The following is a 13,512-nucleotide window of genomic DNA, read 5'->3' on the forward strand; positions in this document are numbered from 1 at the left end:
TCATTGTTACTGCGGTGGCTGTGACTAGTAGTGCGGAGGGCACAGTATCGGAATTGGCACCAGGCAGCCGTGGGGTGGAAAGCGTGCGTGGTAGGCGGGGCGGAACAGATTCGCGCAAGACAGGGTGCGCAGAGCGGGCGTTTTTGGGGGGAGGGTACGGCGGGCGTTTTAATGCGCTCGCGCGGAGTGTGGAAATATGGAGAGGTATGAAGGCGAAAATTTTAGTGGTTGATGATGATCCCGCGATCTCTGAGATGCTTTCCATCGTCTTGGAGGCCGAGGGGTTTGACACAGTGGTTGTGACTGACGGCGCAGAGGCCGTTGCCACTTTTGAGCGTGAACAACCAGATCTCATCCTGCTTGACCTCATGCTCCCCGGCATGAACGGAATCGATATCTGCAAGACGATACGGCGGAGTTCTCCAGTTCCGATCGTCATGCTAACCGCCAAGACGGACACAATCGATATCGTCCTTGGCCTCGAGTCGGGCGCTGATGATTATGTCACCAAGCCCTTTAAGCCGAAGGAACTTGTTGCACGCGTCCGAGCGCGCCTACGCAGGTCTTCCTCCGATGACAACGAGATCATGCAAATCTCGAATCTCACCATCGACGTGCCCAGCCACACAGTTCGCCGCGGTAATGAAGAACTGCAGTTGACCCCCCTCGAGTTTGATCTGCTTGTGGAGCTGGGGCGGAAGCCCGGTCAGGTATTCACCCGCGAAGAGCTGCTGGAGAAAGTGTGGGGCTACAAGCACGCCTCGGACACGCGTCTCGTCAATGTGCACGTGCAGCGGCTGCGCTCCAAAATCGAAACGGATCCAGAAAATCCGACAATCGTCCTCACCGTACGAGGAGTGGGCTACAAAGTATCCACGGAGCTGTAGCCACCTGTGCGTACGAAGCTCCTCGCTATCCGGGATACCCTAGCCAAGAAATGGCGCACGTCCCTGCAGGTCCGAGTGGTGGGATCCATCCTCGTGATGTCCATTCTCGTTGTCGCTCTCCTCGCTTTCGGAATGACAACGGTTGTGGCCGATCGTTTGCTAGCCGCCAAAGTAGCGGCGGCTTCCAACGAGATCACCCAAGCTGCAGCGACGGTAGAAACTCAGATTTCGGCTACGGATGCCTCTAGCTCGATCCAGACGCGCTTGAACTCCGCGCGTGCCTCGGTGAATTCGGCGCGCTCGTCTGGCCAGAACAACAGCGAGAGCTCCGGCGGGGACAAGTCGGGTGTCTATGATGTGGTGTTGCTAGCGCCGAATCCCGACGGGTCGTTGGTATCGGCCCCCGAAGTGAATGGTCCGGAAATTTCCGATTCTTTGCAGGCCATGGTGCGTGATGGGCAGGGGAACGTCGCCTATGAGTATGACACGTTCCGGCGTAGCGATGACAGCTCCTACAAAGCCCTCGTCATTGGTACCCCCACAGATACCGACCTGCAGGGGGTGGAACTGTACCTCGTCATGCCACTGACAGCGGAGGAGTCCACTCTGGCCCTCATGCGTGGTATCGCCGCATTTGGCGGAGTGGTGCTCGTTGTCCTCCTCGTCGGTATCATGTGGCTTCTGACGCAGCAGGTCACCATGCCGGTACGATCCGCGAGTCGGATCGCCGAGCGGTTCGCCTCCGGTCACCTGCGTGAACGCATGGTCGTCGAAGGCGAGGACGAGATGGCACGGCTAGCCAATAGCTTCAACTCGATGGCGGAATCTCTCTCGAAGCAGATCTACCAGCTGCAGGAATACGGAAGTTTGCAGCGGCAGTTTACCTCCGATGTGTCGCATGAGCTGCGGACACCACTCACTACGGTGCGAATGGCTGCGGACATGATCTACGACCATTCTGATTCTTTGGATGCCTACACCAAGCGAGCCGCAGAGCTCATGGTGAGGGAGCTTGACCGCTTTGAAGCACTCCTCAATGACCTGCTGGAAATCTCTCGGCATGATGCTGGTGTTGCTGAGCTTTCGGAGGAACGCATCGACGTTCGCTCGATTATCAACTCCGCATGGAGTCAGGTGGAGCACCTATCGGAGGAAGTCGGCGCGCCAGTCACCTTGGAGGTGCCAGACGAGCCGGTGTTTGCCCACGTTGACGCCCGCCGTATCGAGCGAATCTTGCGCAACCTCCTTGCGAACGCGATCGACCATTCGGAGTCTAACCCCATCACCTTGACGCTGACGGAATCCGATGACCACTTCACTATCGCGGTGCGCGACCATGGCGTAGGTCTTAAGCCAGGACAGGAAGAACTCGTGTTCAACCGCTTCTGGCGAGCCGACCCCTCCCGTAAACGGCACTCCGGCGGTACCGGACTCGGCTTGGCTATCTCTCGCGAGGATGCGCTGCTCCACGGTGGCACGATCACCGCTGAAGGCGAAATCGGAGAGGGGTCCACCTTCACTGTCACCATACCCAAGCACCCGCCGCACACATCACAGGACAGTGACCTGGTTCTTCGTGGAGTAACCCAGGATGATGACTTTGCGGTGGTGGAGAACGAGCCTGAACCGTACGAGGACGAGTCAGATGAGACCGCGCCACTTCCGTCGAAAAGCTCAGAGGAGCTACCAGCGGGAGGTCCGATTCCTTCCGTGATGCTGCATGCCAGGGATCAGGAGCAGATGGAAAAGGAGCAGGCGAAACAAGAGCTGGTGGATAAAGACCTCGAGGACAAAGGAGAGTTTGATGAATAAACGCGTGCGGGTCCTCGGCGTACTCAGCGTCACCGCCCTCATCGTCTCCGGATGTGCGACACTTCCCGGGGATTCAGAGCCGCAGGTGTTGCGCCAATACGAGCGATCGCGGGTAGCAGAAAATCCCGTTGGGCCTGAGAAAGGTCAGGAGGCGGATCTCCTGTTGAAGAGTTTTTTTGCCCAATCCGCCAATCCCACCCAGACGCACCAAGCCGCGCGCATGTACCTCGCCCCCGAGGCGGCAGCGACATGGGATGACTCGCAGGGAACGACGATTCTCCGCTCCATCGAAGATTTCTCCTCCACTGTCTCCAATGACCCCAACCGGATCATTTTCACCGTGCGTGGCGAGAAGGTTGGCAGACTCACCGGTGGCGGGGTGTATGAGCTCGAAGAGGGCCACTTCGAAGAGGAATACAAGATGACGAAGGTGGACGGCGAGTGGCGGATCGAGCAGCTTCCCCCCGGCGTTGTTCTGGAGCGGGCGACATTCCGCAACAGTTACCAGCCCTATGACCTGTATTTCTTTGAGCCCACAGGGCGGATGCTTGTGGGCGACAGACGTTGGGTGTACAACCAGCAGACGGCTGTCGACACTACCCTCATCCGGATGCTTAACGACGGCCCACGAGAGGCATTAAAGCCGGGTGTCATTACAGATCTGAAGCCGGAGACCGTATATTCGGGCACACGCGATGGAGTGCACGTGTTCACCGGTGTGGATGCCGTTGATGATAAGCAGCTCAACCGCATCGCGGCCCAGGTCGTGTGGACGCTGGAGTCGGCCAAAGTCCAAGGCCCCTACAAACTGGAAATCGATGGCGTCACACTCGAAGGGGACGGCTCAGGTCTGACGACGGAAGATTTCATGGAGTACAACCCACAGGGATCGCTCGGATCCGTCAACAGCCTCTATGCACTCACTGATGGGAAGTTGCACCTCGTCACCGCTGATTCCGCGACACCCGTGAACAACGGTTTGACGGGTATTGAATCCGCCTCCATCGCCACGTCTTCCGGTGTCATTGCTGCTGTGACAAAGGAACAGGAAGACAAGTCTGTGCTGCGCATGGGACCCCTTGACGGCCCCTTCTCTAAGGTGCTGGAGGCCAAGACGCTCTCACGCCCGAGCTTTGAGTACGGTGGCTCCGCGATGTGGACCGTCGTTGACGGAAAGCAGATCGTTCGAGTCACCCGTTCGTCTGATTCGGGCGAACTCTCTCAGGCGATCGTTCAGGCCGCGCCGTTCGACGAGCTGGATAAACCAATTTCCGTTCTCCGCATCTCTACCTCGGGTGTTCGTGTCGCTGCTATCGTGGACAACCACGTCTATGTGGGCACAGTTGCGCGCCCGACGCCGGGAGAGCGGCGCATTGCCAACATGCGGGAAATTGCCCCGGGAATTAGTGGTGCCGCGCTGAGCCTCGATTGGCAGCACGATGGGAGTCTGCTCGTGGGCACGAATTCGCCGGACAGTCCGGTGGTTCGCGTTGAGCCAGATGGGGCTGCGGTCAAGATCGAGCCGTCGGTTAACCTCACTGCCCCTGTGGTCGCCGTGGCTTCCACCAGCTCCACCATGTTTGTTACGGATGCTCGCTCCATGCGTCAGCTGCCGAACAACAGCGGTAGTAGTTCGTTCTGGCGCGAAGTGCCGGGACTTCAATCTCGGCGCGCTGCCCCGATCATTCCCGAATAAGGGAGGCCCCACGCGGTGAGCACTGCGAGGATTCGCGAACCGTAGTAGTGAATAAGAGACTCGCCTTGGTGCATGACTCTCCTTTGTGAATCGCCCTCTTCGTATGTGAATGGCCCTCCTTGGTGGGGTGCCCTTATGGTGAGCGACCCACTGTCGTGAGCAGAAGTCTTCGTGGTGTGCTGACGCTCCGTTTTAGTCGGCTTCGTGGGTGGTGACTGCCACGAGGTCTTTCCCGGTTGGGCGCACTACCTCTCCGTTCGAGTGGCGAGATGGAGCGGAGTGTGGGACTGTCTGTACATGCTGTTTGAGCTTCTCCTACCGCGCCGTTGCGCGGGGTGCAACGCGCCGGGGGAAAGTCTGTGCGAGGCATGCCGGTGCGAATGGGAGCGCGTTCCCTACCAGGTGTCACCGCAGTTCGGAGAACGCCCAGTGTGGGCACTTGGCCCCTATTCGGGGTGTCGCAGGCGCACGCTCATCCATGCGAAAGAACGGGGCCGGAGGGATGTGCTGCCCCTTCTCGGTGCGGTGGTGGGAGCCGCGACACGGTATCTACAGGCGGTGGGGGAGCTTCCCGAGGAGCTCACGCTGGTACCTGCCCCCACTCGCCCGTCTTCGGCGAGGCGTCGCGGGGGCGACCCAGTCACCGCGATCTGTCGGACATCGGGGGTGCCCTGGCTCTCCTGCGTCCACCACGGGTCCGGTGTGCGGGATTCGGTGGGGTTGGATCCACATGAGCGCCACCGCAATCTTGTGGGAAAAGTCGTGGTTGAGGCGGTTCCGGCAGGCCCGATATTGCTTGTCGACGACATCGTCACCACCGGTTCAACAATCGAGGCCACCGCCCTGGCTCTCACCGCCCGTGGGGGGACGGTTGTGGGAGCACTCACCCTCGCTGCCGCCTAGGCTTGTCGACGGTCGGGGTGACCTGGGAAAAGTTGGTTGAACCTGCGTCCGACTTCAGGCGCGTTCGCTCACAGCGTTTCGAAAAATAAGAAAAACTCTACCCAATGGTTATGACCGGATGTAAACTAAAGGTGTACGTTTTGTTAGTCACCGTTAACCTACGAGGTGGCGGTGCCCCAATTTGGCCGGGAGGTTTCTCATGACAAAGCCAGAAAACAACGAAACCCAGCGCGACGAACTGCGCCCCGACATCCAAGTGGTCATCACTGGTAGAAATGTGGAGGTTCCAGAACACTTCAAAGAGCGCGTAAACACGAAGCTCGCCAAAATCTCGGTTCTTGATCCGACGCTCAACTACTTCCATGTGGAGCTGAAGCACGAGCCGAACCCACGGCGCGCCGATCGCGCTGACAAGATCCAAATCACGGCAACAGGCAAGGGCCACATCGCCCGTGCCGAGGCGAAGGAGGATTCCTTCTACGCTGCGCTGGAAGTTGCCCTGGCAAAGATGGAGCGCAGCCTGCGCAAGGTCAAGGTTCGCCGGTCCATCAGCCACCAGGGGCACCGCGCACCGCTTGGTGCCGGTCAGCAGGCCGCCAAGCTCGTTCAGGAGGCCGAGGAGGCGCGGAGCAAGCAGGAGCAGTACGACACGGATCCCTACGAGGGGCTTGTCGACGATGTCCTGCCGGGCCAGATCGTGCGCCGCAAGGAGCACCCGGCCAAGCCGATGAGTGTCGATGATGCTCTCAGCGAGATGGAGCTCGTCGGGCACGACTTCTATCTGTTCATCAACGAAGAGACTGGTCGTCCTTCTGTTGTCTACCGTCGTCGCGCTTTTGATTACGGTCTCATTGCGCTTGTCGAAGAAGAGAAGTAGTCACATACTTTTCTCATGCATTTGGCCCCGGTTTTCCGGGGCCTTTGTATTGGTTTACCCACCATCTATAAGGCTGTATTGTGTGTAGGGCGGTACAGTACCCCGTACAAAGCGGTCGTGAAAACGATCGTAAAACGGTCGTAGTGAAAAGTTCGTGTAGGTGTGTGCGTACAATACACAACGAGTACTAACTTTGAACCATTAGACATTTTTAGCGAAAAGGATATAAAGAGCACGTGTTCGGACTGTCCAAAATCTTGCGTGCCGGCGAAGGCCGGGTTGTAAAGCGACTCTCCAAGCTGGCAGACCAGGTAGTTGCCCTCGAGCCGGAATATGCCAAGCTCACCGACGATGAGCTCAAGGCCAAGACGGAAGAATTCAAGGAGCGAATTGCAAACGGGGAGACGGTAGACGATATCCTCCTGGATGCTTTCGCCACCGCCCGTGAGGCCGCATGGCGTGTCCTTGGTCAGAAGCACTACCACGTGCAGATTATGGGTGGCCTGGCGCTCCATTACGGCAACGTAGCGGAGATGAAAACTGGTGAAGGTAAAACCCTGACCTGTGTGCTTCCCGCATACCTCAACGCCCTCGAAGGTAAGGGCGTCCACGTGGTGACGGTGAACGATTACCTCGCCAAGCGAGACTCCGAGTGGATGGGTCGTGTTCACCGTTTCCTCGGCCTTACCACGGACGTGATTTTGTCCAACATGCGTCCCCCGGAGCGTAAGAAGGCCTATCAGGCGGATATTACTTACGGCACGAATAACGAACTCGGATTTGACTACCTGCGTGACAATATGGCACGCAGCCTCGATGACCTCGTTCAACGCGGCCACCACTACGCCATCGTCGATGAGGTCGACTCCATCCTCATTGATGAGGCGCGTACACCTCTGATTATTTCCGGTCCCGTCGATGCCACGAGTGAGTGGTACACGGCATTCGCGAGGATCGTCCCCAAGCTGAAGCGCGACATCCACTACGAAGTGGACGATCGCAAGCGCACCATCGGTGTGAAGGAAGAGGGCATCGCCGCTGTTGAGGACGAGCTCGGCGTCGACAACCTGTACGCACCAGAGCACTCCCAGCTCGTTGGCTACCTGAACAACGCCATTAAGGCGAAGGAGCTGTTCACCCGCGATAAGGACTACATCGTTCGCGATGGCGAGGTCATGATCGTGGATGAGTTCACCGGCCGTGTTCTGGACGGCCGTCGTTACAACGAGGGCATGCACCAGGCTATCGAGGCCAAAGAGGGCGTGGAGATCAAGAAGGAAAACCAGACCCTCGCCACAATTACGCTGCAGAACTACTTCCGCCTCTACGACAAGCTCGCCGGCATGACCGGTACCGCCGAGACGGAGGCCGCTGAGCTGCACCAGATTTACAAGCTGAACGTGGTGCCGATCCCGACTAACCGCCCGAACCAGCGTGAGGATCTTGTCGACCTCGTTTACAAGACCCAAGAGGCGAAGTTCGCTGCGGTCGCCGATGACATTGCAGAGTGCGTTCAACGTGGCCAGCCGGTACTTGTTGGTACCACCTCCGTGGAGCGCTCGGAGTATCTGTCTCGCTTGCTGCAGTCCCGTGGCATCCGCCACAACGTGCTGAACGCTAAGTACCACGAGAAGGAAGCCGAAATCGTCGCTCAGGCAGGCCTGCCCGGCAACATCACTGTAGCTACCAACATGGCCGGCCGTGGTACCGATATCGTGCTGGGTGGTAACCCCGATATTCTTGCGGATATCAACCTGCGTAACCGTGGCTTTGACCCGGTTGCTAACCCGGATGAGTACCAAGCCGCTTGGGAGCCCGAGATCGAGCGCATGAAGAAGCGCACCGAGAAGTACGCGGAGAAGGTTCGCGCCGCAGGTGGCTTGTACGTGCTGGGCACCGAGCGCCACGATTCCCGCCGTATTGATAACCAGCTTCGTGGTCGTTCCGCTCGCCAGGGAGACCCGGGCAAGACCCGTTTCTACCTGTCCTTGCGCGATGACCTCATGACGCGGTTCGTCGGCCCGACCCTGGAGAACCTCCTCAACCGTCTTAACGTTCCGGACGATGTTCCGATCGAGGATAAGATGGTCACCCGCTCGATCAAGAACGCTCAGACGCAGGTGGAGTCCCAGAACTTCGAAATGCGTAAGAACGTGCTCAAGTACGACGAGGTGATGAACGAGCAGCGCAAGGTGATCTACCGCGAGCGCCGCGATATTCTTGAGGGCCGCGATCTGGAAGAGCAGATTCGCGAGTTCATGAACGAAACCATCTCCGCGTACGTCCACGGCGCTACCCGCGAAGGCTACCTGGAAGACTGGGACCTGGACGAGCTGTGGACTGCCCTTTCTCGCCTCTACGGGCCGACTTTCAGCTGGAAGGATCTCGTTGAGGGGTCCCAGTACGGTGCACCAGGCGAGCTGTCTGCGAAGGATTTGGAGAAAGCCCTTATCGCTGACGCAAGCGCACAGTACGACAATCTTGAGGAAGCAGTCTCCATCATCGGTGGGGAAGAGCAGATGCGCAGCATTGAGCGCATGGTTATCCTCGGTGTGATCGACCAGAAGTGGCGTGAACATCTCTATGAGATGGACTACCTCAAGGAAGGCATTGGACTCCGTGCTATGGCTCAGCGCGACCCGCTGGTGGAGTACCAGAAGGAAGGTGGCGACATGTTCCGCGCCATGAAGGATGCCATCAAGGAGGAGACCGTCCGCCAGCTGTTCCTGCTCCGTGCGCAGATCATGCCGCAGGTGCGTGCAGCCCAGGAAGCCGCAGCCGCTGCAGAGCAACAGCAGTCAGAGGCTAACGGTCAGGTCACCGACTAGTTCTAGCTGAATACACAAGTCCTCGTGGTTGATGCCACGAGGACTTTTTCACTTGGCTTGCATGCCTCTGATTCGATGCGGGTGGGGGGCGAAAAGCGAGCAATAAAGGGGAGATTGCCGAGCAATAAAGGGGAGATTGCCGAGCAATAAAGGGGAGATTGCGATTTACGCTGCAGAACCGGTGTTTGTCCTTAGAAAAGCCGGAACGTGTGCAGTTCGCAGGGTCCGTTCGGGATGAGCTCTCGCACCGCTGCGATGAAGCTGTAGTTCACCCCGGAAGCGCGGATGCTGCCGTGGGCGAAACCCGTGCTGCATAGCGCTGTGCGTTGCGCGTGCGTCAATGTGGCCGCGGAGGTGCTTCCCGCTGTTTGAACCTGCAGGCACACACTCCCCGTAGGTGAGGCATCCTTTGCCTCCGGGGTCGCTCGTGTGGTGGCAAAAACGTGTTCATCCATCCGGGTAGCGCACCATTCCTCTTCTGTGTACGGGATCTGTGGGCCTGCGGTGAAGTGAAGGGCATCTATTGAAACGTGGTATGCCCGTGGCAGCGACTGGCGCAGTGAGGCGAGCGAACGTCGTGCTGCTGCTGAGAATTTGCTGTCATTACTAGGCGGCAATGCGTATTTTTCTAGCGCGATTTGGATCCCCCGTGTGATAAAGAAACGGGCTGCCTTTTCGCAGTTACCCTGTGTTTTTTTCGCTTCTTCACGGTGGCGTGGTTGAGGATCCCGTGCGTAGGTTTGTAGGATTCGGTACCCTGCCATTGGTGTTAGTGTCATGTTTGCCCTCCCGAGGAATGTGTAAACTACTATCGCACGAAGGAACTGCCCTCGCTGGGTAACTACCCCCATGGGGGCGGATGCCTCGTTACGGGCGTGTAACTTTTATAGGACCAACATAAATCACAGTGAAAGAGAGATGATTGCACCGTGCGTGGAATGATCGTGGACTACGTCGGCGTTCTTGATGAGGACGCTGAGACCCAGCGTCGCTGGCGCCAGCTCTTCGAGGCAGCGCGCAAGGAGGGCGTAGCCCTCGGCATCCTGTCGAACGATCCGGGCGGCCCCGGTGCGGAGGCTATCCGCGAGTGGGAGTACAAGGGCATCGTCGATGCCGTTATCCTGTCTGGCGAGGTTGGCGCGGAGAAGCCGACTCAGGAAGCATTCCAGGCTGCTGCAGATGCCCTTGATCTGCCGATCAATGATTGCGTCCTTGTCGATGATTCAATCATCAATGTTCGCGGTGCTGTGGAAGCTGGCATGGTTGGTGTGTACTACCAGCAGTTCGATCGCGCAGTGGTGGAGATCACCGGGCTGTTTGATATTGACGGTGAATTTTAATGCGCGTCTATATCCCCGCAACCTTCTCCATGCTGCAGAACCTGTCCGAGACGGGTGTCCTCTCTGCGCGGGCGGGGTGGGGCTTCGCTGTCACGCCGGCTTTGACGGAATTTTTCACCTCTGGTGACGAGGAAGAGATTGCGGACGTGGCCTTTACTGAGGCTTCCCGTGCCTCCATCCGTCTTCTTGCCATCGGTGATCAGGAGCGTTTCCCGCACCGGCGTGTTGTCGTCTCTGTGGACCTGCCGGATGAACAGGTGACGTCCACACCCGACAATGGCGAGGCCGTGGTGAAACTGTCACCCGCTCAGGTGAGCCTCGACCAGGTTGCCGCTGTACATGTGGATACGGAGGCAAACGAGGAGGCGACCGCGAAGGCTGTTGAGCTTATCGACGCTGCCGACCTAGGAGACGAGGACGCAGAGCTTGCTGTGGGAGACGCAGAAGATAACTTCCTCGCTTGGTACGATCCCTCGGAACTCAACGCCTTAACGCAGCTGTTGTAGCTAGTACGGTGACGAACACCAGACCACTCACCACGGCGAGCGTGGGTGCAGTCGCAAGGTCGCAGAGATAGGACAGCGCAAATCCGATAGTGGCGTTCAGCGCTGCGATGAAAGCCGTCCATGTGAATGTGGAGGTAAGAGTCGGCGCAAAAAGGATAGCCGTGGCCGCCGGACAGATCATAAAAGCGACAACGAGGATAGATCCTGCGACTGAGAACGCCGTCACGACAGTGGCTGCAATGAGCACCATGAACGCTATCTCCGTCCGGTGCACGGGAAAACCGATGGACATGGTGTGAGCCCGGTCAAACGTAGCCGCCGCGAGGATGCGGCCCGCAACCGCGAGAAAAATACAGAAAATTCCTAACATCCCCAGCTGGATCCACATGTCACAGGGCCCGAGGTCGATTGTCCGCATGATGAGATGGTTGGTGCTCAGGGCGAGCAAGTTAAGATCGCCGGCGAGAACCGTTTCTCCAGACACCCCGACTCCGGAAAACACAGTGGATAACAAGAGCACACCGATGGCAAAAATGGCGGGGAAGATGATGCCCTGATCGGCATCACCGAGGAGAAATCCACGAGAGCGGAGCTCGTGAGAAACCCAGACAACGATGAGTCCGAGTCCCGTTGCCGTGAGTGTCATGACGGGGCTGTGAAGTGAGCCTGTCAGCGCGACACCGATGACGATTCCGGGGAGGACGGCGTGTGACAAAGCGTCGATAAGCATGGACTGGCCGCGTAACACGATGAAGACACCGGGGATGGCGCAGGCCTCCGCAGTGACGAGACTGAGCAGGAAAAGGGAAACAGCGAAGCTCATGCCAGCGCCCCTCTCCGACGGAGAGCCACACGGGCGCTCAGCGATGCGAGGAAGCACAGGAACAGGATGAGGACGACGACGGGTCCTGTCGGCACCTTGCCTAGACAGATGGAAATGTAGGCTCCGGCTGCGCCAGAGACCGCTCCGACGAGGGCAGAGCGGATGACCATCGAGGACAGCGTCTGCGAGAACCACCCTACCGTTGCTGATGGAAGAATCGTGAAAGCAACCATCAGGATCATTCCTACAGCCTTGATGCCACTGACAATGGCGACTGCGGGGATGGCGAACAAGAGTGGCTCGAGGAGCGCAGGGCTGAAACCCATTGCGCGGGCGGCTGCGGGGTCGAAAATGAGGAGAGAAAACTCCTTCCACAGCGCCGTCACAAGGACAAGAAGGATGCCCGCAATGACCGCGATGACGGTGATATCTGACATCCGCGCCGTTGCTGCATTGCCCAGAATGTACTGCCCGAGAGATGCTCTGCCGGCCAGGGGAGTGGAATTGAGGAGGTTGAGGATCACCATTGCTCCTCCGTAGAAGAGGGAGAGTGTGACCGCCATAGCTGCATCCCCGCCGAGCCTTGTCGAGCGAGTAATGAGGCCTGTTAGACCGACAGCAAGGACACCGGAAATCGCGGCACCTACGATGAGGAGAGGGGTAGCAGGCGTGCCGGAGAAAACTGCGACTATGACGAAGGTAATCACGATCCCAAGCAAGCAGGAATGCCCAACCACATCGGAGATAAGCGACTGCCCGCGGAGGTAGAGGAAGCAGCCGAATGCACCTGTCAGCCCACCCACGAGTACGCAAACCGTAAATGTGGTGAAAAAACCGTACGTGCCGAGGAATTCCCCGGGAGAAAGAATACTCACGGGTGCACCCCCTTATCGGCGACTCCCAGGGGGATTTCGCAGGCTCGAGGAGTGGTCGACTGGGCCGGCTGCCTGTGTGTGTCGGCCAGGAGCGAAGGCGCATCGAGTGCATCGCCGCGCAGAGCGTATGCGCGCGCAATATTGTCGACGGTGACAACGTCATCGATGGGGCCCGAACACATCACATGCCCCTGAGAAAGCAGCGTCGCTGTGTCGCAGAACGAGGAAATGGAGGCGAGGTCGTGGTGAACGACGAGGACAGTTGTCCCGGCTGCAGCAAGGCTCTGTAGCGCCTGCCGAATGATCTGCTCGCTGTGGATATCTACGCCGGCAAATGGTTCATCCATGAGCGCAACTGTTGGTTGCGCAGCGAGGAGCCGGGCGACAAATACGCGCTGCTTTTGGCCACCGGATAGTGCAGATATGTGACGGTCAGAAAGGTCGGATAGGCCAACTGTGGCAAGGCACGCTTGGGCGCGTGACTTCTCCCTCTTGCCAGGGCGACGTAGCCATCCCAGGCGCCCGTAGGTGCCCATGAGGGCGACATCTTTGACGCGGGCTGGGAAATTCCAATCAACTCCAGCCGCTTGGGGCATGTATGCTACGCATTCCCGGACTGCTGACAGTGACGTGCCGAGGAATCGGATCTCGCCCTGCGTCACAGAAACATGCCCCATGAGAGCCTTGAGAAGTGTTGATTTTCCGGAACCGTTCGGTCCGATGATGGCATGGATGGCTCCCGATTGGACGCTCATATCGGCGTTGATGAGAGCCTGGACGGGACCGTATGTCGCGGTGACGGCGGTTGCCTGAACTGCAGGATGGCTAGAGCATTTCACGTGCTTTTCCTTTTTCGTAACCTCCGAACCCCTCTCCTCACAAAGCTGTACGTCGCTACCTCTCTGGAGGCGGAGGTAGCCACCCGGGTGGAGATAGCACCCGGGTGGAGATAGCACCCGGGTGGA

At 58.4% G+C, this 13,512-nt stretch carries 11 protein-coding genes; 8 read left to right on the forward strand and 3 right to left on the reverse strand.

Annotated elements, in window-relative coordinates; all coding sequences use genetic code 11:
• Positions 1-206: 206 nt before the first annotated feature.
• The 8 genes from mtrA to CGLUCO_RS03180 all read left to right on the forward strand — a co-directional run bounded on the left by mtrA (position 207) and on the right by CGLUCO_RS03180 (position 10,849).
• Positions 207-887, forward strand: coding sequence for an MtrAB system response regulator MtrA (gene mtrA, locus CGLUCO_RS03145; protein WP_005395045.1), 681 nt, complete (start codon positions 207-209; stop codon positions 885-887).
• A 6-nt stretch (positions 888-893) separates the two neighbouring features.
• Entirely contained in the window at positions 894-2,699 is a 1,806-nt protein-coding gene (gene mtrB / locus CGLUCO_RS03150; protein ID WP_005390321.1) for an MtrAB system histidine kinase MtrB, read from the forward strand.
• On the forward strand, positions 2,692-4,395 hold the full coding sequence (gene lpqB, locus CGLUCO_RS03155) for an MtrAB system accessory lipoprotein LpqB (protein ID WP_005390320.1): 1,704 nt from the start codon (positions 2,692-2,694) through the stop codon (positions 4,393-4,395). The genes mtrB and lpqB overlap by 8 nt, the downstream gene beginning before the upstream one ends.
• Positions 4,396-4,692: 297 nt before the next feature.
• On the forward strand, positions 4,693-5,298 hold the full coding sequence (locus CGLUCO_RS03160; RefSeq protein ID WP_005390319.1) for a ComF family protein: 606 nt from the start codon (positions 4,693-4,695) through the stop codon (positions 5,296-5,298).
• A 199-nt stretch (positions 5,299-5,497) separates the two neighbouring features.
• Positions 5,498-6,175, forward strand: a complete 678-nt coding sequence (gene hpf / locus CGLUCO_RS03165; protein ID WP_005395052.1) for a ribosome hibernation-promoting factor, HPF/YfiA family — start codon at positions 5,498-5,500, stop codon at positions 6,173-6,175.
• Between the two features lie 236 nt (positions 6,176-6,411).
• Positions 6,412-9,003, forward strand: coding sequence for a preprotein translocase subunit SecA (gene secA, locus CGLUCO_RS03170; RefSeq protein ID WP_005390316.1), 2,592 nt, complete (start codon positions 6,412-6,414; stop codon positions 9,001-9,003).
• Between the two features lie 929 nt (positions 9,004-9,932).
• Positions 9,933-10,343 carry an HAD family hydrolase gene (locus CGLUCO_RS03175; protein WP_034989323.1) on the forward strand — a complete coding sequence of 137 codons (411 nt, stop codon included), beginning with the start codon at positions 9,933-9,935 and terminating at the stop codon, positions 10,341-10,343.
• A complete protein-coding gene (locus tag CGLUCO_RS03180) occupies positions 10,343-10,849 on the forward strand; it encodes a DUF6912 family protein (protein WP_084036884.1) in 507 nt (168 codons plus the stop codon). Before CGLUCO_RS03175 ends, CGLUCO_RS03180 begins: the two co-directional genes overlap by 1 nt.
• On the opposite strand, the gene CGLUCO_RS03185 is transcribed toward CGLUCO_RS03180, so the two are convergent.
• From CGLUCO_RS03185 to CGLUCO_RS03195, 3 genes are read right to left on the reverse strand one after another with little or no spacing between them, the layout of a single operon-like run.
• Complete coding sequence (locus CGLUCO_RS03185; RefSeq protein ID WP_005390312.1) at positions 10,824-11,672, reverse strand: metal ABC transporter permease; 849 nt, start codon at positions 11,670-11,672, stop codon at positions 10,824-10,826. The genes CGLUCO_RS03180 and CGLUCO_RS03185 overlap by 26 nt on opposite strands.
• A complete protein-coding gene (locus tag CGLUCO_RS03190) occupies positions 11,669-12,547 on the reverse strand; it encodes a metal ABC transporter permease (RefSeq protein ID WP_005390311.1) in 879 nt (292 codons plus the stop codon). The genes CGLUCO_RS03185 and CGLUCO_RS03190 overlap by 4 nt, the downstream gene beginning before the upstream one ends.
• Positions 12,544-13,386 (reverse strand): metal ABC transporter ATP-binding protein, encoded by an 843-nt coding sequence (locus CGLUCO_RS03195; protein WP_232621889.1) that lies wholly within the window; start codon positions 13,384-13,386, stop codon positions 12,544-12,546. The genes CGLUCO_RS03190 and CGLUCO_RS03195 overlap by 4 nt, the downstream gene beginning before the upstream one ends.
• Positions 13,387-13,512: the final 126 nt, after the last annotated feature.

The sequence above is a fragment of the Corynebacterium glucuronolyticum DSM 44120 genome (assembly GCF_030440595.1).
Lineage (GTDB): Bacteria > Actinomycetota > Actinomycetes > Mycobacteriales > Mycobacteriaceae > Corynebacterium > Corynebacterium glucuronolyticum.